Annotated in this window: 18 protein-coding genes; 8 read left to right on the top strand and 10 right to left on the bottom strand. The window is 69.7% G+C overall.

Annotated features, from left to right (window positions below):
- Nucleotides 1-115 precede the first annotated feature (115 nt).
- Nucleotides 116-1,072 carry an NAD(P)-dependent oxidoreductase gene (locus CJZ98_RS05120; RefSeq protein ID WP_094589014.1) on the top strand — a complete coding sequence of 319 codons (957 nt, stop codon included), beginning with the start codon at nucleotides 116-118 and terminating at the stop codon, nucleotides 1,070-1,072.
- Here the strand turns inward: CJZ98_RS05120 and CJZ98_RS05115 are convergent.
- Nucleotides 1,062-1,808, bottom strand: a complete 747-nt coding sequence (locus CJZ98_RS05115) for a hypothetical protein (RefSeq protein ID WP_094589012.1) — start codon at nucleotides 1,806-1,808, stop codon at nucleotides 1,062-1,064. The two genes, CJZ98_RS05120 and CJZ98_RS05115, sit on opposite strands and share 11 nt — an antisense overlap.
- Before the next feature lie 71 nt (nucleotides 1,809-1,879).
- On the opposite strand from CJZ98_RS05115, the gene CJZ98_RS05110 reads away from it, so the two are divergent.
- On the top strand, nucleotides 1,880-2,971 hold the full coding sequence (locus CJZ98_RS05110; protein WP_094589010.1) for a UDP-N-acetylglucosamine--N-acetylmuramyl-(pentapeptide) pyrophosphoryl-undecaprenol N-acetylglucosamine transferase: 1,092 nt from the start codon (nucleotides 1,880-1,882) through the stop codon (nucleotides 2,969-2,971).
- Here CJZ98_RS05110 and CJZ98_RS05105 read toward each other — a convergent pair.
- Nucleotides 2,946-4,115, bottom strand: coding sequence for an aminotransferase class I/II-fold pyridoxal phosphate-dependent enzyme (locus tag CJZ98_RS05105; RefSeq protein ID WP_094589075.1), 1,170 nt, complete (start codon nucleotides 4,113-4,115; stop codon nucleotides 2,946-2,948). The two genes, CJZ98_RS05110 and CJZ98_RS05105, sit on opposite strands and share 26 nt — an antisense overlap.
- Before the next feature lie 57 nt (nucleotides 4,116-4,172).
- Between CJZ98_RS05105 and CJZ98_RS05100 the strand changes: the two genes are divergently transcribed.
- The 5 genes from CJZ98_RS05100 to CJZ98_RS05080 all read left to right on the top strand — a co-directional run bounded on the left by CJZ98_RS05100 (nucleotide 4,173) and on the right by CJZ98_RS05080 (nucleotide 10,202).
- Nucleotides 4,173-5,084: an AAA family ATPase gene (locus tag CJZ98_RS05100; RefSeq protein WP_094589008.1), complete on the top strand. Its 912-nt coding sequence runs from the start codon at nucleotides 4,173-4,175 to the stop codon at nucleotides 5,082-5,084.
- A 91-nt stretch (nucleotides 5,085-5,175) separates the two neighbouring features.
- Nucleotides 5,176-6,123, top strand: coding sequence for a DUF58 domain-containing protein (locus tag CJZ98_RS05095; RefSeq protein WP_157910877.1), 948 nt, complete (start codon nucleotides 5,176-5,178; stop codon nucleotides 6,121-6,123).
- On the top strand, nucleotides 6,123-7,952 hold the full coding sequence (locus CJZ98_RS05090; protein WP_094589004.1) for a transglutaminase family protein: 1,830 nt from the start codon (nucleotides 6,123-6,125) through the stop codon (nucleotides 7,950-7,952). The genes CJZ98_RS05095 and CJZ98_RS05090 overlap by 1 nt, the downstream gene beginning before the upstream one ends.
- Before the next feature lie 108 nt (nucleotides 7,953-8,060).
- Nucleotides 8,061-9,311, top strand: a complete 1,251-nt coding sequence (locus CJZ98_RS05085) for a hypothetical protein (protein ID WP_094589002.1) — start codon at nucleotides 8,061-8,063, stop codon at nucleotides 9,309-9,311.
- 90 nt (nucleotides 9,312-9,401) lie between these two features.
- Nucleotides 9,402-10,202, top strand: coding sequence for a pentapeptide repeat-containing protein (locus CJZ98_RS05080; RefSeq protein ID WP_094589000.1), 801 nt, complete (start codon nucleotides 9,402-9,404; stop codon nucleotides 10,200-10,202).
- 74 nt (nucleotides 10,203-10,276) lie between these two features.
- Here the strand turns inward: CJZ98_RS05080 and CJZ98_RS05075 are convergent, their stop codons facing one another.
- The 6 genes from CJZ98_RS05075 to CJZ98_RS05050 all read right to left on the bottom strand — a co-directional run bounded on the left by CJZ98_RS05075 (nucleotide 10,277) and on the right by CJZ98_RS05050 (nucleotide 17,446).
- Nucleotides 10,277-12,868, bottom strand: a complete 2,592-nt coding sequence (locus CJZ98_RS05075) for a type II secretion system protein GspD (RefSeq protein ID WP_232756217.1) — start codon at nucleotides 12,866-12,868, stop codon at nucleotides 10,277-10,279.
- Between the two features lie 127 nt (nucleotides 12,869-12,995).
- Nucleotides 12,996-13,727, bottom strand: a complete 732-nt coding sequence (locus tag CJZ98_RS05070; protein ID WP_094588998.1) for a hypothetical protein — start codon at nucleotides 13,725-13,727, stop codon at nucleotides 12,996-12,998.
- Nucleotides 13,724-14,461, bottom strand: a complete 738-nt coding sequence (locus CJZ98_RS05065) for a PilN domain-containing protein (RefSeq protein WP_232756216.1) — start codon at nucleotides 14,459-14,461, stop codon at nucleotides 13,724-13,726. The genes CJZ98_RS05070 and CJZ98_RS05065 overlap by 4 nt, the downstream gene beginning before the upstream one ends.
- Nucleotides 14,458-15,447 carry a type IV pilus biogenesis protein PilM gene (locus tag CJZ98_RS05060; RefSeq protein WP_157910876.1) on the bottom strand — a complete coding sequence of 330 codons (990 nt, stop codon included), beginning with the start codon at nucleotides 15,445-15,447 and terminating at the stop codon, nucleotides 14,458-14,460. Before CJZ98_RS05060 ends, CJZ98_RS05065 begins: the two co-directional genes overlap by 4 nt.
- Before the next feature lie 45 nt (nucleotides 15,448-15,492).
- The gene (locus tag CJZ98_RS05055) at nucleotides 15,493-16,650 is read right to left on the bottom strand and encodes a quinone-dependent dihydroorotate dehydrogenase (RefSeq protein ID WP_094588994.1); all 1,158 of its coding nucleotides are present in this window, start codon (nucleotides 16,648-16,650) and stop codon (nucleotides 15,493-15,495) included.
- Nucleotides 16,643-17,446, bottom strand: a complete 804-nt coding sequence (locus CJZ98_RS05050) for a ribonuclease H family protein (RefSeq protein ID WP_232756215.1) — start codon at nucleotides 17,444-17,446, stop codon at nucleotides 16,643-16,645. Before CJZ98_RS05050 ends, CJZ98_RS05055 begins: the two co-directional genes overlap by 8 nt.
- Nucleotides 17,447-17,508: 62 nt before the next feature.
- Here CJZ98_RS05050 and CJZ98_RS05045 point away from each other — a divergent pair, with 62 nt between their 5' ends.
- Nucleotides 17,509-18,255 carry a DUF3747 domain-containing protein gene (locus tag CJZ98_RS05045; RefSeq protein WP_094588990.1) on the top strand — a complete coding sequence of 249 codons (747 nt, stop codon included), beginning with the start codon at nucleotides 17,509-17,511 and terminating at the stop codon, nucleotides 18,253-18,255.
- Nucleotides 18,256-18,628: 373 nt separating this feature from the next.
- Here the strand turns inward: CJZ98_RS05045 and rplL are convergent, their stop codons facing one another.
- Both rplL and rplJ read right to left on the bottom strand, forming a co-directional pair.
- Nucleotides 18,629-19,012, bottom strand: coding sequence for a 50S ribosomal protein L7/L12 (gene rplL / locus CJZ98_RS05040; protein ID WP_094588989.1), 384 nt, complete (start codon nucleotides 19,010-19,012; stop codon nucleotides 18,629-18,631).
- A gap of 74 nt (nucleotides 19,013-19,086) precedes the next feature.
- Entirely contained in the window at nucleotides 19,087-19,620 is a 534-nt protein-coding gene (rplJ, locus tag CJZ98_RS05035; RefSeq protein WP_094588987.1) for a 50S ribosomal protein L10, read from the bottom strand.
- Between the last annotated feature and the right edge of the window lie 170 nt (nucleotides 19,621-19,790).

Genomic DNA, 19,790 nt, shown 5'->3' with positions numbered 1-19,790 from the left:
GGGGCAGGCTGGCGCACCCGGCGCTGCTGCAGGCACCTGGGCGAACCCACAGGCCCCAGGCCCCCTGAGGATTGGGATCGTCCTTGGCCGCCGCTGGCCACTCGCCGCCGATCCGATGCCGCAGCCAACCCACGGCCACCCACCCCTGGCCACCAGCCCGTCCCTGCCGAGCGTGGCCTGGATCGGCCTGGGAGCCCTCGGCAGCCCCATGGCCAGCAACCTGCTGGCGGCTGGCTTCCCGCTCACCGTGCACAACCGCCGGCGTGGGCGGGAGGAGCCCCTCACCGCCCGCGGGGCCAGGCGGGCCGCCAGCCCGGCGGAGGCGGCGGCAGGCGCCGAGCTGATCGCTGTCTGCGTCAGCGACGACGCGGCGGTGGAGGCGGTGCTGTTCGGGGGGCCAGGCGTGGTAGCCGGAGCCCGGCGCGGCAGCCTCGTGATCGACTGCTCCACGATCGCCCCCGCCACCAGTCGCCGGCTGGCCCAGCGCCTGGAGGAGCAGGGCATCGGCTACCTGGATGCCCCCGTGACCGGCGGCACCGAGGGGGCCCGTGCCGGCACGCTCTCAGTGCTGGTGGGCGGCAGTCCCGGCGACCTGGAGCGGGCCCGGCCCCTGCTGGGCTGCGTGGGCAGCCGACTCAGCCACTTCGGACCCGTGGGGGCCGGCCAGGCCGCCAAGGCCGTGAACCAGGTGCTGGTGGCGGGGAGCTACGCGGCGGTGGCCGAGGCCCTGGCCCTGGCCCGGCGGCTGGAGCTGCCGCTCGAGCCGCTGGTGGAGGCGCTCAAGGGCGGCGCGGCCGGCTCCTGGGCCCTGGAGCACCGCAGCGGCGCCATGATCGCCGGATCCTTCCCGCTGGGATTCCGGCTCGCCCTGCACCGCAAGGACCTGGCCATCGCCCTGGCAGAGGCCGCGGCGGCTGGCCTGGAGCTGCCGGTGAGCGAGCGGGTCGCGGCCCTGGAGGACTGCCTGCTGGCGGCCGGCTGGGGGGACGAGGACGTGGCGGCGCTGGCGCGCTGGTTCGAGGGTGGGGCGCGGGGCCCAGACGGCGAGGGCCCCGGGGGCCTCAGGGGGTGAGGCCCGCCCGGTCGGCCACGACCCGCACCTTCTTGGTGGCGCTGACGATGCCCTGGGGATGGACCAGCAGCACGCCCCAGGTCTGCACGCCGGGCTGGTAGGGAGCCTGAACACTCTTGAACAGGCCGCCCCCGGCCAGGGCCTCGAGCTGAAGGCCGGGGGGCTGGATCGCGGCCAGCTCGCTGGGCCCTACGGCCTGGATCGCCCCGGCGGCCACGGAGCCATCGAGGGGGTCATCGAAGATCACATCGAGGTCGTAGCGCTGGCCGGTGAGCACGGCATCGGGGATCAGCACGCTCACCTTGAGGTTGCTGTCGCCGCTGCGCAGCAGGGAGCTCTCACTGATCACCTCCTGGCCGTTGAAGCGCTCGCCGCTGCTGCTCAGGGCCAGCCGCTGCTGCGCCTCGAAGCGGAAGCGGTAGGGCCCATCGGCGCGGCTGCCGGTCACGCGCACGTCCGCCGTGGGGCGGCCGTCCCGCAGTGGGGCACCGGGGCTGACGCTCCAGCGGGCATCGGGGAAACGGCTGCGCAGGGCCTCGCGGCGACGCTGCACCTCGGCCGGCTCCAGGCCCTTGCCGGACTCCAGCAGGGCACTGAGGGCCTGGGGTGCCGGGTCGTTGAGGGCGGCCTCCAGGCCGGCCAGGCTGGGCGCCGCCTGCAACGGCGCCAGGGGGGCGAGGGGTGCCAGGGCCGCCGCCGCCAGCAGGGCGGGCAGAAAGGGGCGGAGCAGCACCATGAACCACAGCGGGACCTGGCTTTTAAGTTAGGCGCGCCACGGACAGGCGCCAGGCGCGTCAGAGCACCCCCATGAGCCGGCTCCTGATCGCCGCCAGCGGCACCGGCGGGCACCTGTTCCCAGCTTTGGCGGTGGCCCAGGCCCTGCCCGCCGACTGGACGATCCAGTGGCTGGGGGTGCCGGACCGGCTGGAGCAGGAGCTGGTGCCCGCCGCCTACCCGCTGCACACGATCCGGGCGGGGGGGCTGCAGGGCAGGGGACTGCGCAAGCTCTGGCAGCTGCTGCGGCTGCTGGGCTGCACCGGCGAGGTGCGGCGCCTGATCCGGCGCGAGCGCATCGGCGTGGTGTTCAGCACCGGCGGCTACATCGCCGCCCCGGCGATCCTGGCGGCCCGCTGGTGCGGCGTGCCGGTGGTGCTGCACGAATCCAACGGCGTGCCGGGCCGGGTGACGCGCCTGCTGGGGCGCCTCTGCAGCCGGGTGGCCGTGGGCCTGCCCCAGGCCGCCGAGCGGCTGCCCCGCTGCCGTCCGCTGCTCACCGGCACGCCGGTGCGCCAGGAGTTCCTGCGGCCGGCGGCCCTGCCGGAGTGGGTGCCACCGGGCCCGGGCCCGCTGCTGCTGGTGATGGGCGGCAGCCAGGGGGCGGTGGGCCTGAACCGCATGGTGCGGCCGCTGCTGCCGCGGCTGCTGGCGGCCGGCTGCCGGGTGGTGCACCTGAGCGGCAGCAGCGATCCCGAAGCGGGCCTGCTGCGCCATCCGGCCTACGTGGAGCGCCCCTTCAGCGACGCCATGGCGGGTCTTCTTCAGTGCGCCGATCTGGTGATCAGCCGGGCCGGCGCCGGCAGCCTCAGCGAGCTGGCGGTGAGCGGCGCCCCGGCGATCCTGGTGCCCTTCCCCCAGGCCGCCGACCGCCACCAGGACGCCAACGCCGGCGCCGCCGCGGCCGTGGGTGCCGCCGTGATCGTGTGGCAGCACCCGCCGGAGCACCCGGCCCTGGAGCGGGCCGTGTGGCGGCTGCTGGGGCCGCGGCTGCGGGGGGGCGATCCGGCCGTGGATCCGTTAGGCAGGTTGCGGGCCGGCATGGGGCGGCTGGCGGTGCGCGATGCCGACCAGCAGCTGGCCCTGTTGCTCCAACAGATCAGCCGGGGCGCCACTCCCGGCTGAGACCCCGAAGAAGGCGCCGATTGCCGCGGCGGTCCTGGAGGCCGATGCGCACCCAGCTGGCATCAAGACCCTCGAAGGAACGGCAGTCGCGCAGCAGGATGCGGTGCTGGCGCTCCAGGGCCAGCCGCAACGGCTCCAGGGCCAAGGGCCGGCCCTGCCGTTCGCCCCGCACCAGCAGGAAGTTGGCGCTGGAGGGCAGCGGCACCAGCCCCTCCAGCGCGCCGATCCCGGCGGACAGCCAGGCCCCCTCCCGCTCCGCCCAGCCCTGAACCCGCGCGCACCAGCGGGCATAGCCGCGCCGGTCGGCCAGCAGGGCCTCGCCGGCGGCGGCTGCCAGGCCGTTCACGGGCCAGGGATCGCGCCAGCCGCTCCAGCGGGCCAGCCGCTCGGGCGCCGCCACCGCGTAGCCGAGCCGCAGGCCGGCGATGGCGAACAGCTTGGTGAGGCTGCGGATCACCACCAGGTTGGGATGGCCTGCCACCAGCGGCAGCAGCGACTGGGCCTCGCCACCCGGCACCAGGGGCAGGAAGGCCTCATCGCAGATCACCAGGCGATGGCGCGCCAGCAGCGGCTCGAGGCTGGCGCGGCTCCAGAGCTGGCCGGTGGGGTTGTGGGGGTTGGTGATCCAGAGGGCAGTGGAGTCGTGCTGGTCCGCGACGGCGGCACGACCCGCAGCGGCCTCGGGAGCCGCCCCGTGGCCCCAGGGCCACGGCAGAGGCCCCGCCCCCTGCCACTCCAGAGGCAGGGCCAGGCTGCGCGCCTGCCCGCCCCAGCAGGCCAGGGCGCGCCGGTAGTCGGCGAACCCAGGGGCAGGCAGCAGGCTGACGCCCACGGCGGCGGCATCGCGGGCGGCCCAGGTGAACAGCTCGGCGGCGCCGTTGCCGGGCAGCACCCAGGCCGGATCGAGCCCGTGCAGGGAGGCGATCGCCGCCCGCAGGCCGGCGTAGCCGCGGTCGGGGTAGGGGCGCAGGGCAGCGGGGGCCAGGGCGCGGCCCAGGGCCCGGCGCAGGCGCCACGGGGGCGCAAACGGCACCAGCGAGGCGCTGGCATCCAGCAGTTGGTCAGGGCGGCAGCCCAGCCGACGGGCCGCGGCCTCCAGGTTGCCGCCGTGAATCTCGGGACTGGCGGGGCCGGGGGCGCTCACGGGGCAGGCCAAGACTCTGCCTAGCCTGACGGCCCACCGCCAGCCCCGCGCCCGCCCATGGGATCCCGCCCCCTCGCAACGGTGCTCGCGGCGATCAACGGGGTGCTGCTGGGCAAGCCCAGCCAGGTGCAGCTGGCCGTCACCTGCCTGGTGGCAGGAGGCCATCTGCTGATCGAAGACCTGCCCGGCATGGGCAAGACCACCCTGGCCGAGGCCCTGGCCCGCAGCTTCGGGCTCGACTTCCAGCGGGTGCACTTCACCAGCGACCTGCTGCCAGCCGACCTCACCGGGCTGCGGATCTTCGACCAGAGCCGCGGTGCCTTCCGCTTCGAGCCGGGCCCACTGTTCACCCAGGTGCTGCTGGCTGACGAGATCAACCGGGCCAGCCCCCGCACCCAGAGCGCCCTGCTCGAGGCGATGGCGGCCGGGCGCGTCAGCGTGGACGGCGTGACCCACCCGCTGCCGCAGCCCTTCTGCGTGATCGCCACCCAGAACGGCCTGGACCAGGGCGGCACCTCGGCCCTGCCGGAATCCCAGCTGGACCGCTTCCTGATGCGCCTCAGCCTGGGCTTCCCCAGCCGCGAGGCGGAGGCCTCCCTGCTGGCGGGCCAGGGCCTGGGCCTGGAGCAGCTGGGGGCCCTGCTGCAACCCGCCGAGCTGCTGGATCTGCAGCGGCAGGCCAACCAGCAGCACTGCGAGCCGGCCCTGATCGACTACGTGCTCGATCTGCTCACCGCCAGCCGCGGGGCCGGCGCGGCGGGCTCGCCCCTCTCGCCGCGGGCGGGGCTGGCGCTGCTGCAGGCGGCCCGGGCCTGGTCACTGATCGAGGGGCGCCGCTACGTGACTCCTGCGGATGTGATCGCGGTGTTCGCCGCTGTGGCCGAGCACCGGCTCGACGGCGGCCATCCCCTGGCCGAGGCCGGCGGCCACAGCCGCCAGCTGCTGGAGAGCGTCGATGCGATCCGCTGAGCCAGTGGCTGGGCAGGCAGCAGGGGGAACTCCTGGGCGCCCGGCTGCGCGGGCAGCCAGCGCACTCCCCCGCGATCCCTTCCCCGATCGGGTGATTCGCCCACGCCGCAGCGCCGTGCTGCTGCTGGGCCTACGCAACCTCTACATCCTGCCCACGGGCTTCGGCTGGCTCTGGCTGCTGTGCTGCGTGGTGCTCTACCTGCTGGCCATCAACGGCGGCAGCAACGGCGCCCTGCTGCTGGCCTACGGCGGCGTGGGCCTGTTCCTGCTGGCCCCCTACCTCACCCAGTTCAACCTGCAGGGGCTGGAGCTGCGCTGTGGCACGCCGGAGCCTGGCTTTGCCAGTGAGCGGCTCCCCTATCCGCTGCTCGCCAGCAGCAGCCAGGAGCGCCTGCAGCTGCGGGCCCGGTTCCGAGGGGCAGCCGCCGGGTGGAGCGGCAGCCTCCAGCCGGGCCATCAGCCCCTGGCCCTGCCCTGGCAGCCGGCCCGACGCGGCCTGCAGCGCCCCGGTCGGCTGCGGCTGGAGGCCACGGCTCCGCTGGGGCTGTTCGTCTGCTGGACGCTCTGGGAGCCCGAAACGCCGCAGCTGATCTACCCGGCGCGGCGGCCCGGGCCAGTGGCCACCCTGGCGGCGGCCCAGGGCGAGCTAGAGGGCAGCGGCGGCGGCCTGGAGGAGCAGCAGGGCAGCGAGGAGTGGCGCGAGCTGGGCCCCCACCGCCCCGAGGAGGGCCCCACCCGGCTGGCCTGGAAGCAGCTGGCCCGCAGCGGCACCCGACTCAGCAAGCGCTTCAGCGACCCGCAGCCCGGCGCCCTGCTGCTGGCCCCCGATCCGGCCGTGCCCTATGAGCAGGCCCTGGAGCACCTGTGCGAGCGGCTCTGCCGCCTGGCTGCGGCGGGTGAGGCGTTCGGCGTGGCGCTGGAACGGAGCGGCGGCGAGCCGCTGGTCATCCCGCCAGCCACCGGGGCGGCCCAGCTGCAGCGCTGCCTGGAGGCCCTGGCCCTGGCCCCAGGGGCGGGCGGCGGCACCCACCCCCTCTGATGGCCAGCCCCCTCGCCCGCAGGAGCCTGCTGCTGCACGGCCTGGCCCTGGGCCTGCTGGCCCTGCAGCTGGCCCTCACCGACCGCTCCCAGATCCTGTTCTGGGGAGCGGTGGCCCTGGTGGCTCTGGCGGGCCTGAAACTGCGCGAGAGCCGCCGTCCCCCAGACCTGCGCCGCGCGGCCCTGGCGGAACTGATCGCCGTGGGCGTGCTGGCGGTGATGAACCCGGAGCTGGGACCGAGCCTGCTGCAGGCCAGCACCGCCCTGGTGGTGCTGGGGGCCCTGCTCAGCCAGGAGGCGGGCGGGCGCACCTCCCTGCGCCAGCTGCTGGGCCGCAGCCTGCAGCTGGCGATGGCGGCTCTGCCGCTGCTGGTGCTGCTGTTCCTGCTGCTGCCGCGCCTCGGCCCGCTCTGGAGCCTGCCCGGCGCCACGGCCGGCCGCACCGGCCTCAGCGACCAGCTGGACCCCGGAGCGATCGCCAGCCTGGTGCAGGACCCCTCGCCGGCGCTGCGAGTCAGCCCGCTCAGTGGTGCGATTCCGCCACCCGCCCAGCGCTACTGGCGGGTGCTGGTACTGGATCGCTTCGACGGGCGCCGCTGGAGCAGCCTGGCGGCGCCGGACCTGCGCCAGCCCCCGCCGCCGCCACCGGCCCAGGGCACCCCCTGGCAGCTGTGGGTGGTGGAACCCTCGCCCGTGCCCCAGCTGCCCTGGAGCGGCGAAGGCATCCCGCTGACGCCAGGTCTCCGCATGGCCGAAGCGGGGGAGCTGATCGGGCCTGGCCCCGGCGGTGAGCGTCGGCGCTACACGTTGGGCCGACCCACCGGCCCCAGCGCCTGGCGCACCCGGCCACCCCTGCCCCAGGACCTGCTGCTGCCCCGCGGCAGCAACCCGCGGCTGGAGCAGCTGGCGGAGCAGTGGGGACGCACGCTCCCGCCAGCGGCCCGCGTGGAGGCCGCGGCCCGCTTCTTCCGGAGCGGATCCTTCCGCTACACCCTCCAGCCCGGGCGGCTGCCGCAGTGGGCCCCACTCGATGCCTTCCTGTTCGAGAGCCGGGCCGGCTTCTGCGAGCACTTCGCCGGCAGCTTCACGGCCCTGATGCGGGCGGCGGGCCTGCCGGCGCGGGTGGTTCTGGGGTATCAGGGCGGCGAGTGGATCGGCGATGCGGGCGGCACGAGCGGCTACCTGGACGTGCGCCAGCGGGACGCCCACGCCTGGAGCGAGGTGTGGCTGGAGGGCCAGGGCTGGGTGGCGGTGGATCCCACCGGCTGGGTGGCACCGGATCGCATCGCGGCGGGGGTTCAGGGGGGCCTGGCCGGGCAGCTGGAGGATCTGCGCCGGCTGGGCCGCACACTCCCCTGGCTGCGCCAGCTGGAGCAGGGCTGGACCCGCCTGGACCTGGCCTGGACCCGCTGGGTGCTGCAGTTCGACGGACGCTCCCAGAACGGGCTGATGGACCGCTGGCTCGGCCGCTGGCGCCAATGGCAGGGGGCCGTGCTGGTGGGGGGCCTGGCGGTGGCGCTGGTACCGGCGGCACTGCTGCTGGGGCGGCAGTATCAAGGCCGCCGCCGGGATGATCTGCGGCGGGAACTGGAGCGCTGCCTGGCGCAGCTGGCCCAGCTGGGACTGCAACCCAGGGGCGGTGAGGACCTGGAGGCGTTCTGCGCGCGCGCGGCCGAGGTCCACCCCAAGTTGCGAGAGGCGCTGCAGACGCTCAGCGCCAGCTATGGCCAGCTGCGCTACGCGCCACCAGAAACCACCGAACGACGACGGGCCCTCGCGAGCCTGCAACACTCCCGCCAAGCCCTGACACGCCGCACCAGCGGAGATTGACGACAAACAATCAACTGGGACCAAGAGGAATCGGCTTGAGATGGCCGGATTGCAAGCTCCTCTGACATCCCTCGCTAGCATCCACACCAAGGATCCTCACCATCGGCGATGGCCACCACCATTAACGGCCCCCAGAAAGGAAGCACCACCTTTCGCTTCGACAACAAGCCGAATGATGTCGACATCAATGATCCTTCAAGGGGCTACACGCTCTATCTTGAGGGCGACAATGACAAGGGCTCCGGCTCCGGTGGGAACGACAGCATCTACGGCGGCACCGGCTTTGATGAGCTGAGCGGAGGCCTTGGCGATGATCTTCTGGAAGCCGGCAACAGCAAGGGCGGGGAGCAGGATCAGAACAACCTGCTTGGGGATCAGTCGCTGATCGCCGTAGGTGACGCCGGTGGCAACGACATCTTGATTGGTGGGACCGGCTCATTGGATCGCCTGGTGGGCGATAGCGAAGAGCTCTATGGGCAGGGCGGCCGCGACGACCTGCAGGCCTTCGGCATCTACACCCAGCTCGTCGGCGACGCCACCGCCATGAAGCCCTACAGCAGAGGCGGGGACGACATCCTCACCGGCGCCCCCACGGCCGAAAGTCGCACGCTGATGCATGGCGATGCCGTGAACGTCTATGGCCCGGTGCAGGGCGGTAACGACCGCCTGATCAGCGGCCAGAGCGACGACTTCATGTATGGCGACTGGGAATACACCTTCGACGCCGATTTCGCGAACGAGCCCTATATCTTCGACATTTACGACCAGTTTGCCTTTTTCTCTCCCGCGAGTCAGGGCCCCCAGGAGTTCACCTTTAAGCCGGTGACATTTGAGCTGATCCAGCAGAACTTCCTGCAGGAGAGCACCGACGCGACGCTGCCGCAAGACACCATCGACAAGGCGATTGCCAACAATCAGACCGTCATCAGCTTTCAGGGCCTGGGCAAGCTAGCCAATGAGTTCAATACCGATTACTCACCAGACAGCCCTCTCTCAACGAAGTACCTCAATGACATCACCTACATCATTCCCGATCGCAGCGCCGATCCTCTGGCCCCGAAGGGCGGCGCCGATCTCTTCATCTTCGACACCTTCCAGGAAGGCAACGATGTGATTTTCGACTTCCACGCCAGCGAGGGCGATCGGATCTGGTTCCAGAACGGCCTCACCGCCGCCGATCAGGGCAGCCGCTTCTTCGTGTTCGAAAACGGGCGCGACAGCTTCATCAGCTACGGCGACTCCTCGATCTTGCTGCCCTACACGACGGGGCTCACGATCGACGACTTCATCTTCGGCGCCCAGGGCAGCGGCAGCGGGCTGGGTGCGCCAGCCGGTTTCACGGCGGTGACCCTCACCTGAGCTGAACCTCAGCCAGCCCGAAAAGCCCCCCACCGGCACTGGCCGCCCGAGATGGTTCCGCTAGGACGGTGCAACGCTAGGAGATCTGGCATGACACGGATGCGATCGGCCTGGGCTGGAGCTGGCCTCTCGGCGCTGATGCTGGCCGCACCGGGCCGCGCCCTTGCCGGCAACCAGGAGCACATCCTGCGGCTGATGGAGACCAAGACCTGTCCCAGCTGCCGCCTCCAGGACGCCGACCTCGTGTACGCCGACCTACGGGATGCCCAGCTCGGCAAGGCCCAGCTCCAGCGCGCCAACCTGAGCCGCGCCCAGCTGGATGGAGCCGACCTGCGGGGATCGAATCTGAGCTTCACCTCCCTGACCGGTGCCTCGCTGCGGGGAGCCGACCTACGCGGCGCCCAGCTGGAGGGAGCCGACCTGCGGGAGGCGGATCTCAGCGGCGCCAAGCTCGACAATGAGGCCCTGGCCCGCAGCCATTGGCGTGGAGCCACGGGAGTGAGCGCTGAGGTGAGCAGCTATCCCGCCATGCACAACGCCGGTGTGGAGGCTTCGCAGCAAGGTCGCTTTCCTGAAGCGGAAGAATATTTCAACAAGGCCCTGCTGAAGCAGCCCGATGCGGCCCTCACCTGGCTGGCACGGGGCATCACGCGGGCCGAACAGGCCAAACGGCAACTGGCTGCGCAGGACTTCACCTACGCAGCCACGCTGTATGAACAACAGGGCCAGAAGGAAACGGCAGAACAGCTCCGCAAGGGCGCAGCCGAACTGGCCAAGGATCCCCGGCAGAAGGGCAATGGGGCTGGCAGCGCCTTTCTCCAGGGTGCAATTAACATCTTCCAACAGGTGGCACCACTTGCCCTCAAGTTCCTGGCTCCAGTGGCGTTTTAAGCCACTGGAGCCTCCAATTCAACACCGCAAACGAACGAATAGGGCCAGCCAGACTCTGACGCGCCCCAGCGGCGCTACTGACCCGAGGAATAAATCAGACGCCGAGCATCCTGGGTTGAAGGCGTGTAGCCATACCCATAGGTACCACCTTGCTCATCGTTAATGATACGTGGCGTCACCATGATCACCAACTCACTCTTGGTTCGCGAGCCGCCAGTTCTCCTAAAGAACTGACCGATGAAGGGGAGATCGCCCAAAACAGGCCACTTGGAAACGTCCTGGCGGTCGGTGTCAGAGATAACACCAGTGAGAATCAAGGTTTGCCCATCACGCACGCGCACTTGACCCGTATCAAGCTGTCGGCTATTGAGAATGGCATAGCCACCACAATCTCCGTTGCCAGGCACAGAGCCTACCTGAGCACTGACCTCAGGAGAAAGAGAGAAAGTAACAAAACCGTTATCATCAATCTTGTCGACTCGAGCGCCAAAAGTCAGGCCAGCATTTGCAAAAACGGGCTCACAGATGGTGGGGGCATTTTCCTGTGTTATCACTTTATAGGATTTCACCAATTGAGTACCCACACTCACATAGGACTCATTTGAGCGAGAGCGACCAATCTGGCCATCAGTAGACAAGGAATTGGCATCAATGGACCTGTCATTCAAAGCAGCTCCACCCTCTTGAAGAATCAAAGTGGGACTCGCCAAGACCTTGGCGTTACTCGAGACGATTTGCGCCTGCAAGAAGTTAAAGAACTGATTATCCGGATAATTTAGGCCTGGGTTGGTCCTGCGAACGCCAGTAGCAGAAACATCTCGGGTCCTATCAGAAAATACCGTCCTTCCACGGCCGTTAGTCGACGAACCTGATGCGGTGCGGCCAAGGCTCACGTTCTGACCAGTAGAATTAGCGATAACTTCCTGGATGCGCGACACGAGATCGGAGCCGAATGCCTGAGTTGTCCTCCCAATCGGGACCACACGGAATACATCATTCTCAACCTCGACAAAGGCATCCCCCGGCCCAGTCGCGTTGGGGTTTGGAACAAATGATTTCTCTGTAAACTTCTGGATCTCAGTTCCCGTTTGGCGCGACAAGCTAGCGTTAACCTCCTCTATCTGATCCTGTGTCAACGCTCGACTGTTGGCGAAGGTAGCAGTGAGCGAGTTCTCAAAACCAGTCCTATTAGTGGCGCCAGAAGTCAGATCAGAAGAAGATCCAGAAGAGTCAGAGGTACTGATCAGCTCTCTGCTATTCGTGAATTCAGCCTGGCGGGCGGGCAGGTTTCTTCCAAAGGCCGCCAATAGCCGGCCGCTATCGTTAACAATGAAATTGGTGCCAAACCGCAGCGCAAAGCTATTGTCGATATCCGTGGAATTATTCAGGGTCACGTCCAGGATCTTCACGCTCAGCGCCACCTGACGCTGGCGCAGATCAAGCTGGCGCAAGTATTGCTCAGCAGTCGCAACCAGGCCAGGCTCGCCAACCAAGGTAATGGTCGACAAGCGGGTATCTGTGGTCGCCCGCAGACCCAGTAATGGCCCACTGTTGGCCTGATATTCCTCCACCTTGATCTTGGTGGAGGTGCGCGTAGTCTGCGGGTTGGAGGTGGAGGCACCAGCCAGGGGCACTCCGGTGGTCGCCGTAATGGTTTCCGTGAAGGTCTTTGTTACGGCAGCTCCAAGATTGGCCAGGTAATCCGCCGCACTATCTGGGGACGACTGGTTGAGCCGATACACCTTGGAGGCCTGGGGGCCCATCGGCTTCTGAAGCACATTGGGTCCAACAAGAATGGTATTCCCATCTGTTCTCGCCTTGAGACCAGAGGTCATCAGCACAAAGTTGAAGGCACGCGCAAAGGATTCGCCACGGAACGATGCTGTAACCGGGCAGGGCACAAAAGCCTTGTTTGGCCCTTGGAACTCATCCTCGTTCTCCCGCTTTGTCTTGAAGGGCTGAACCGGTACACCGCAGAGAATGTCCTTGCTGCCCTGAGGATCCGTCAGTGCTCCCTGAAGAAAGTTGTCCTCATAGGCAAAGCCATAGTTGCCCATCTGGGCCAGCACCATCAGCACGTCACGGGCGTTGGCACCGCGGGTGGTGAGGGTCACCGGTGGCCCGCTCAGATTGATGTAGCCCCGGTTGCGGATTGTCATCGAGCCCACCGCCATGTCGCCCAGCGGCGGAGCCACGGCCCTTGGCCGCAGCGGCGGCACGTAGGCCGGAGTCGGCAGCGCCGTGGGCTGGGTCAGGTTGGGCCGGAAGGTCTGGCTCACCGGCAGCGGCGCCGCCGGGAAGCGCACGGTGAGGTCCTTGCCGTCGCTGCTGATGATCGGAGGCCCGAGCGAGCGGCCCATCTGGGGCGTCACCTTCAGCTGGAACAGCCGGCCGGTGCCATCAAAGGTGATGCGTTCCATGCCGGCATCCGGCATCGCCAACGACTGGGGCCCGGCCTTCAGGCCCCGCTCCCGCTCCGTGCGCAGCTCTCCGGTCCAGATCGTGCCCGAGCGCTGCTGCTCCAGGGCACTGCCGGCACCCGCATCCTGGATCACCAGTTCGATCGCATCCGGGAGGCGCTTCACCCGCAGCTGCAGCCCGTCCTGACGGATCTGGGCCTGGGCCTGGGCCACCAGCTCCAGGGGGGGCGCCACGACCAGAGCCAAGGTGGCGGCCCCACACCACAGCGTGCCTGCAAGACCCAGCCGTTTCACCAAACCCACCCATCCATGCGCCCGGATGGTAACGACTGACCTTCACTGAAACCAGGGCCACCGGGGGCTGAGTCCAGTCTCAGCCCCCGGTGGCCCTGGAGCAGAGGGTCAGATTCAGCCGCAGCTCGGTGCTGCCCGGCACCGGCGGAGTTCCGGGCTGTGGGGCGGGAGCGGCGGGGCGCTTGAGGCTCAGGTCGCGCTGCACCACCAGCAGGCTGAGCCGTTCCAGACGGCGCAGGAAGTCGAGCAGCTGGGGCGTCGGGGCCTTGGCGCTGATCAACCGGGAGGTCGGTTTGAGCTTGAGGGACGCTCGGCAGAGCGGATCCTCAGGTGCTGCGGGCGGCTGCTGAGCCCCCTGGGCCGCACCGGCCGGTGGTGGGGTTACAGCGGGCGTTGCAGGGGGCGGGGCAGGGGCTGCTGGTGCTGCCTGTTCCACCGGCTCATAGCTGTCGAGCTGCACACCGCTGCGGATCGCCTCGGCACCGAGCTGGGCCATGAACGTGGAGATGTCGCCGCTGCCGGCGATCAGATGCAGGATGCGGGCCTGACTCAGCTCCGCCTTGGCCTGCCTCGCCTCGGTCTGCCGGATCTGAGCGCGCAGCAGGGGCAGCTGGGCGGCCTGGGCCTGCAGGGATCGCAACTGCTGTTCTGTCTGCTGCAGCTTCTGCCAGGCCGGCCAGGCGGCCACAGCCAGAACGCCCAGGGCCGCAAGGCCTCCCACCAGGATCGGGGCGCCGACCAGCAGCCGTTCCCGCGTGATCAGTCTCTGGATCGCACCCCCTGCCTCAACACCGACCTGCAGGTTCGTCATCGCAGCAATCCCTCCTTCTGCAGGGTCTCCAGGCGGCGGGCCATGCCATCGGCCCCCAGCCGCCGCAACTGCCGCAGCTGGGCCGTCGCCGGCAGGGTACTGAACTGGGACGTGAGATCAAACGCCACCGGACCGACGCTCGGCGCGGTGGCCTGGGGATCGGCCGCCGCTGCCGCTGGTTCGCGCACGGCCTTCTTCAGGACCACCCCATCGGGCTTGAACAGGGGGGAATAGGCCAGCAGCAATTGGAGGGCATTGATGCGGCGGAAGGCCTGCGGGTCGGCAGCCGTGCCCTTGAGCGTCAGCGTCTGATCCGACGACGGTGCACCCGCCACCGTGGCTTCGGTCAGCTGCACCTGCTCGGGCGTGATCTGGGAGAGCTGGGTCAGCAGGGCCGAACCGGACGACACGGCCACCAGCCCCTTGGCCAGCCCTTCGTTGCTGGTGTTGATCTTCGTGAGCTGGGCCTGGGCCGCCTGAACCCGCTGCTCCAGGTCCTTCAGCTGGACGGGCACCAAGCCGAGCTCGCGGATCTTGCCCTCCACATACACCTGGCGGGCCTGTAGCAACAGCCACACCCCCGCCGCGGAGGCCGCCACCGCGAGACCGATCACTCCCCCCACCAGCACCAGCTGACGGGCGCCCACCAGGGGAGGAGCCTCGGGGGGCAGCCCCAGCTCGAGGCGGCGCTGGCGCAGCAGGTCGAGGCGATCCAGCTTGAAGGTGCTGCTCATCGCGCCGCCTCCGCCAGGGCCAGGCCGGTGATCCGCAGCAGCTCCAGGCCGGTCGGTGCGGCGGGATCATCCGGCTCGGCGTCCGGCTTCAGGCGGATCCAGCCCTCCGCCACGGGGTCCAGCAGTTCCACCGGCCAGGGCAGCAGGCTGGCCAGCTGCTCGATCAAGGCGCCCGAGGCCTTGGTGCCATGCACCAGCAGGCGCACGCCGGTGGCGGAGGAGTCCTGCTGCAGGGTGAAGTCGATGCTGCGGCGCAGCTGCTCCGCCAGCTCCACGGCGCCGCTATCGGCCGGGTAGGCGTGCTCGTAGAGCGGGAGGCCGCGGCGCACCAGCAGCAGCCGGCCGGCCTCGGCCCGCAGGCTGAGCACCGCCAGCAGCTGACTGGCCGGCGCCTGGCGCAGCAGCGGCTCCAGGGCCCGCAGCTCGCAGACCTGGGCGGCCTCCAGCCCGTCCAGCGTCACCCCGGCGATGGCCAGGGTCTCGATCCAGGCCTGCAGCACCGACTGACGCACCGCCACCACCAGGGAGGTGGGGGCACCGCCGGTGAGGTCGGTGTCGAGCGGGATCACGCGGGTGTAGGCCGCCTGGATCGGCAAGCTGAAACCCGAATCGTCCCCCCGACGGATCAGCAGCTCATCGGGATCCTGCGGCCACTCCCCCCCCGGCCACTGCACCAGCTTCCACTGGCTGGCGGCCGCCGGCAGACAGGCCCGCACGTGGACCCCGTTGAGGTCGCGCTCGATCAGCAGATCGCCGATGAAATCCCCCACCGCCTCCTGGCGTAGCGGCTCCCCCCGATCACACAGGCCCACCGGCAGCTGCACCCGCTCCAGCACATCCGCCTGGAAGGCGCCGCCGCTGCGCTGGCCGGCCAGCACGGTGATCGAGCGGTCCTCCAGCTCCAGATAGGCCATCGATGGGAACAGCCACGACCTCAGGGGGGTCAGCCGCTCCTGCAACTGCTCCTGGACTCCGGAGAGGACCAAGGCCTCACCCCACACAAGTGTGCGCAGGGTATCGGGCCCGGCCGCTCAGCGCCAAGGCGCTCCGCTGCCCACCGCCTCGCCGATGCTGCGGAAGCCGTGCTGATCGAGCTGGCCCAGCAGGCCCTCCAGGATCGCCGGCACCAGCTCTGGGCCCCGGTAGATCCAGCCGGTGTAGAGCTGAACCAGCGAGGCGCCGGCCACGATCCGCTCCCAGGCCACCTCGGGCGAGTCGATGCCGCCCACGCCGATCAGGGGCAGGGAGGGGCCGGCCGTGGCCCGGAGGCGACGGATCACCTCCAGGGCCCTGGCCCGCAGCGGCGCCCCACTGAGGCCACCGGCCTCCTCGGCCAGCGTGCGGCCGGTCTGGACCAGGCGGCGGGATTCCAGACCCAGGCGGTTGAGGCTGGTGTTCACGGCAACCACCCCGGCCAGCCCCTCCTCGTAGGCCAGGCGGGCGATGGTGTCGATGGCGTCGTCCTCCAGATCCGGCGCGATCTTCACCAGCAGCGGCGGGCAGGCCGGCAACCGCCGCAGCCGCTCCACCAGGCGCCGCAGCTGGGTCTCGTCCTGCAGCTCCCGCAGCCCCGGCGTGTTCGGCGAACTCACGTTGATCACCGCATAGTCCGCCAGCGGCGCCAGCAGCTCCAGGGAGGAGGCGTAGTCGTCGGCGGCGAGCTCCAGCGGCGTGATCTTCGACTTGCCGAAGTTGATCCCCAGCACAGCCGGGCGCTGCCCAGCCGGGGGCAGGCCCTGGCGCTCCAGGGTGCGGCGGGCCGCCACGGCACCGCCGTTGTTGAAGCCCATGCGGTTCAGGGCCGCCCGCTCGGCCGCCAGGCGGAACAGGCGGGGCCGGGGGTTGCCGGGCTGGGCGTGCCAGGTGACCGTGCCCAGCTCGGCAAAGCCGAAGCCGAACAGGTGCCAGATGCCGGCCGCCACGGCGCTCTTATCGAAGCCCGCCGCCAGCCCCACGGGGTTGGGGAAGCGACAGCCGAACAGGGTCTGCTCCAGGCGCAGGTCGTGCCGCTGCAGCTCGGCGCCGAGGCCCGCCAGGCTGCCGGCCACCAGCGGCCAGCCGCGCCGCAGCGAGGCCTGGCCCAGCAGCGTCAACGTCAGCTGGCTGAGCTGCTCGGCGTCGGCGCCCTCGTCCTGGGCCAGCAGGGGGCCCACGAAGCGGCGGTAGAGGCTGCCGGTGCCCTCAGCCATGGGCCAGGTCCTCGCTGGTCGCGCACCCCGATCCTGCCGCCTCACGCTCCAGGCGCCAGCGGCCCTCGCCGGCGGGCAGCACCCGCCAGTCGCGCCAGGGCCAGGGGCCCTGGCGGGCCTCCAGGGTCCGCAGCGGCATCTGCACCAGCTGGGCCAGCTCCACCAGGCTGAGGCCATAGCCGCCGGCCGCCAGCCGGTCTGCCAGCTCCAGCCGCGTCAGCAGCTGCTGCAGGGCGGGCGGGGCTGGCTCCGCCGCCTCAGGCAAGGCGGGCTCGGCGGCCGGCGTGGTTGTGGAGGAACTGGTCTTGGCCAGGGTCGGCCGCCCCCCTTTGGAAAAGGCCACCGCGATGGCGTCGCAGCGGTCGTTGTCGGGGTCGCCGCTGTGGCCCCTCACGTAGCGGAAGGGCACGGCTGGAAGCCGGGCCGCATCCAGAGCTTCCCAGAGGTCGCGGTTGAGCACGGGGCCGCCGGATGCCGTGCGCCAGCCCTTGCGCTTCCAGCCCGGCATCCACTTGCTGAAGCCGTCGATCAGATATTTGCTGTCCGTACGGATCGCCAGGTCGGGGTGGAGCGGCAGCTGCTTGAGCTTCTGGAGCACCGTCAGGGCCGCGGTGAGCTCCATGCGGTTGTTGGTGGTGGCCGGGTCAGCACCGCCGAACTCCTGCACCGTGCCGTCTTCGAATCGCAGCAGGCAGCCCCAACCGCCGGGGCCGGGGTTGCCACTACAGGCGCCGTCACAGGCGGCCGCCACCACCCGCGGGGCCTGGGCCGGCTCGGCGGACTGGTCAGTGGCCACTGGGCTGACCATCCGAAATCCGGTACAAACCATTGACAATGAGACGCCTTGGAGCCTGACCCATGCAGCGAACCTACCTCCCGTGGCTCGGGCTCTCGGCCCTCGCCGCCGGGACTGCCCTCACGCTCCAGGATCGGGGCGTAGCCGCCGCCCTGTTCGACAGCCGTGCGATCGACAGCGCCCGCTTCGCCGTGCTGGCCAGGCCGGTCGGCCGCAGCGACTGGAACCTGCTGGTTCTCGAGCAGATCGCCGCCACGCCACGCTGCTGGGAACCGCGGGCCGATGGCCTGATCGATCCGGCCCTGAACCGCTTCGACTACACGGGCATCTGCAGCCGCTATCTGGACAGCAACGGCTATTCGCTACGGGTGGGCCAGCAGGATCTGGGCACCACCTACCGGCTGCGGCTCAGCCAGCAGGGCAGCACCCTGCAGCTGCTGGCCATGACTCCGGAGAACCCCACCGAGCTGCTGGTCGGCCGGGGAACCGTGACCCTGCGCGATCGTGACGGTTTCGTGGGCCTGACGCTGGAGCCGGGCTGGGAGCTGCAGCGCCGCGTCTACGGCCGCCAGACCCTCAATCACGTGTACTTCGCCAACGCCACGCCCCTGGGTCAGCTGATCGCCGCCAGCAGCGGCAGTGATGGCAGCAACGGTGACGGCCGCCCGGGCGACGGTCGCTTCGGCGCCAGCCGCCGGGCCGGCCTGGGTCCCGCCACGGCTCCCGGCCTACCTGGGGCTGGCGACTTCTCGGACAGGGCCCTGGCCAGCGGTCCCGTGCCGCTGCAGGTGATCCCCTTCCGGGAGTGAGAGGCCGGGGCGCCGCTGCGCGGCCAGCCACCCCCTGCAGGCCAGCGAAGCGGGACAGTTGCAGCAGCGGCCCTCCTCCCCCTTCCCCCTCCCTTCAGACCGGGTTATGGTCTAAGCGTGTGAGGAGTGCGGAACCCACTTCCGGGGTCGAAACGAGGACAGACTCCCAGAAGAGTTCCGGCTCAGAGCCCTGCCTTCGGCGGGGCTTTTTTTTGCCTGCCTATCCTTGGGCATCGCTGCCCCTGGCGTCGCTCTCCCTTGGGAGCGTTGTCAGCAAAAAGCCGGCCCCAGTGGGGCCGGCTGCGGTGGGACCAGGGTCCGGAAGGGCTGGGGTGGCGCCGGGCCCCTTGGGCCTGGTGCCACTCCGCGGCGATCACTTGATGGTGACCTTGCCGCCGGCCTCTTCCACGGACTTCTTGATGGCTTCGGCATCGGCCTTGGAGATGCCTTCCTTGATGGGGGTGGGGGCACCTTCCACCAGGGCCTTGGCTTCGCCCAGACCCAGGCCGGTGGCCTCGCGGACGGCCTTCAGCACCTTGATCTTGGCGGCGGCATCGAAACCATCGAGGATGGCGTCGAATTCGGTCTTCTCCTCAGCGGCCTCGGCGGCAGCGGCGGGAGCGGCGGCCACGACGACGCCAGCGGAGGCGGCGGCGGACACACCAAAGGCCTCTTCGATCTGCTTGACGAGCTCGGAAGCTTCCAGCAGGGAGAGGGTCTTCAGCTGCTCGAGGATCTGGTCAGTGGTAGCGGACATGGTTGGGAATCAGCAACAGATCTGTATGGACAGTGATCGGTTGAGCTCGGGCGGCTCGACGGGTGGGGCAGGCCTCAGTTGGCGCTGCCTTCGCCATCGGCGTGCTGCTTGAGCGCCCGGGCAAGACCGGAGGGAATCTCGTTGATGCCCACAGCAACCTTGGTGGCCACGGCGTTGATCGCACCGGCGATCTGGGCCAGCAGCACCTCCTTGGAGGGCAGGTCCCCGATGGCCTTGATGTCGGACTGGGAGAGGATCTGACCTTCGAAAAGGCCACCCTTCACCTCAGACTTCTTCGTGTCCTTCTGGAAGGACTGGACGGCCTTCACGGCAGCGCCGATATCGCCCTTGACCAGGACGAAGGCGTTGGTGCCAGTGAGCAGGGAATCGAGATTCGACCAGGCGTCGTTGCCATCAATGGCGCGGCGCATCAAGGTGTTTTTGGTCACCTTGCACACACCGTTGCTGGCCTGCAGACGGGTCCGCAGATCAGACATCTCCTTGATGGACAGGCCCTTGAAATCAAGGACCAGCGCCAGTTCGGCCTCACCGAGGAGCCCCTTGAGCTCTTCGACGATCTGTTGCTTGCTCTCCAGCGTGCGGCCCATAGGAAGTGGAACGGATCGGGGGAACAAGCGGGGTACGCGGCCCTGGACACCTGATCGCCCCTGGGAAGGGGCCGCTGGGGCAGTCAGACTGCCGCTGCTCAGGCTCGAGGCCGCTGCATGCTCGGGAACCGTTCCAGCAGGGAAGCCGCAGGGCTGCTCCGCCGGAGGGA

This window comes from Vulcanococcus limneticus LL (assembly GCF_002252705.1).
Classification (GTDB): domain Bacteria; phylum Cyanobacteriota; class Cyanobacteriia; order PCC-6307; family Cyanobiaceae; genus Vulcanococcus; species Vulcanococcus limneticus.
The sequence above is the reverse complement of the archived record's forward strand: the minus strand, read 5'-3'. Positions and strand labels throughout refer to the sequence as shown.

Bases quoted from the DNA above. Each gene is read 5' to 3' on its own strand.
- rplL (WP_094588989.1), bottom strand. From the start codon at position 19,012: ATGTCCGCTACCACTGACCAGATCCTCGAGCAGCTGAAGACCCTCTCC.
- CJZ98_RS05070 (WP_094588998.1), bottom strand. From the start codon at position 13,727: ATGACGAACCTGCAGGTCGGTGTTGAGGCAGGGGGTGCGATCCAGAGA.
- CJZ98_RS05065 (WP_232756216.1), bottom strand. From the start codon at position 14,461: ATGAGCAGCACCTTCAAGCTGGATCGCCTCGACCTGCTGCGCCAGCGC.
- CJZ98_RS05110 (WP_094589010.1), top strand. From the start codon at position 1,880: ATGAGCCGGCTCCTGATCGCCGCCAGCGGCACCGGCGGGCACCTGTTC.
- CJZ98_RS05100 (WP_094589008.1), top strand. From the start codon at position 4,173: ATGGGATCCCGCCCCCTCGCAACGGTGCTCGCGGCGATCAACGGGGTG.
- CJZ98_RS05085 (WP_094589002.1), top strand. From the start codon at position 8,061: ATGGCCACCACCATTAACGGCCCCCAGAAAGGAAGCACCACCTTTCGC.
- CJZ98_RS05045 (WP_094588990.1), top strand. From the start codon at position 17,509: ATGCAGCGAACCTACCTCCCGTGGCTCGGGCTCTCGGCCCTCGCCGCC.
- CJZ98_RS05120 (WP_094589014.1), top strand. From the start codon at position 116: ATGCCGCAGCCAACCCACGGCCACCCACCCCTGGCCACCAGCCCGTCC.
- CJZ98_RS05115 (WP_094589012.1), bottom strand. From the start codon at position 1,808: ATGGTGCTGCTCCGCCCCTTTCTGCCCGCCCTGCTGGCGGCGGCGGCC.
- CJZ98_RS05080 (WP_094589000.1), top strand. From the start codon at position 9,402: ATGACACGGATGCGATCGGCCTGGGCTGGAGCTGGCCTCTCGGCGCTG.
- CJZ98_RS05055 (WP_094588994.1), bottom strand. From the start codon at position 16,650: ATGGCTGAGGGCACCGGCAGCCTCTACCGCCGCTTCGTGGGCCCCCTG.
- rplJ (WP_094588987.1), bottom strand. From the start codon at position 19,620: ATGGGCCGCACGCTGGAGAGCAAGCAACAGATCGTCGAAGAGCTCAAG.
- CJZ98_RS05090 (WP_094589004.1), top strand. From the start codon at position 6,123: ATGGCCAGCCCCCTCGCCCGCAGGAGCCTGCTGCTGCACGGCCTGGCC.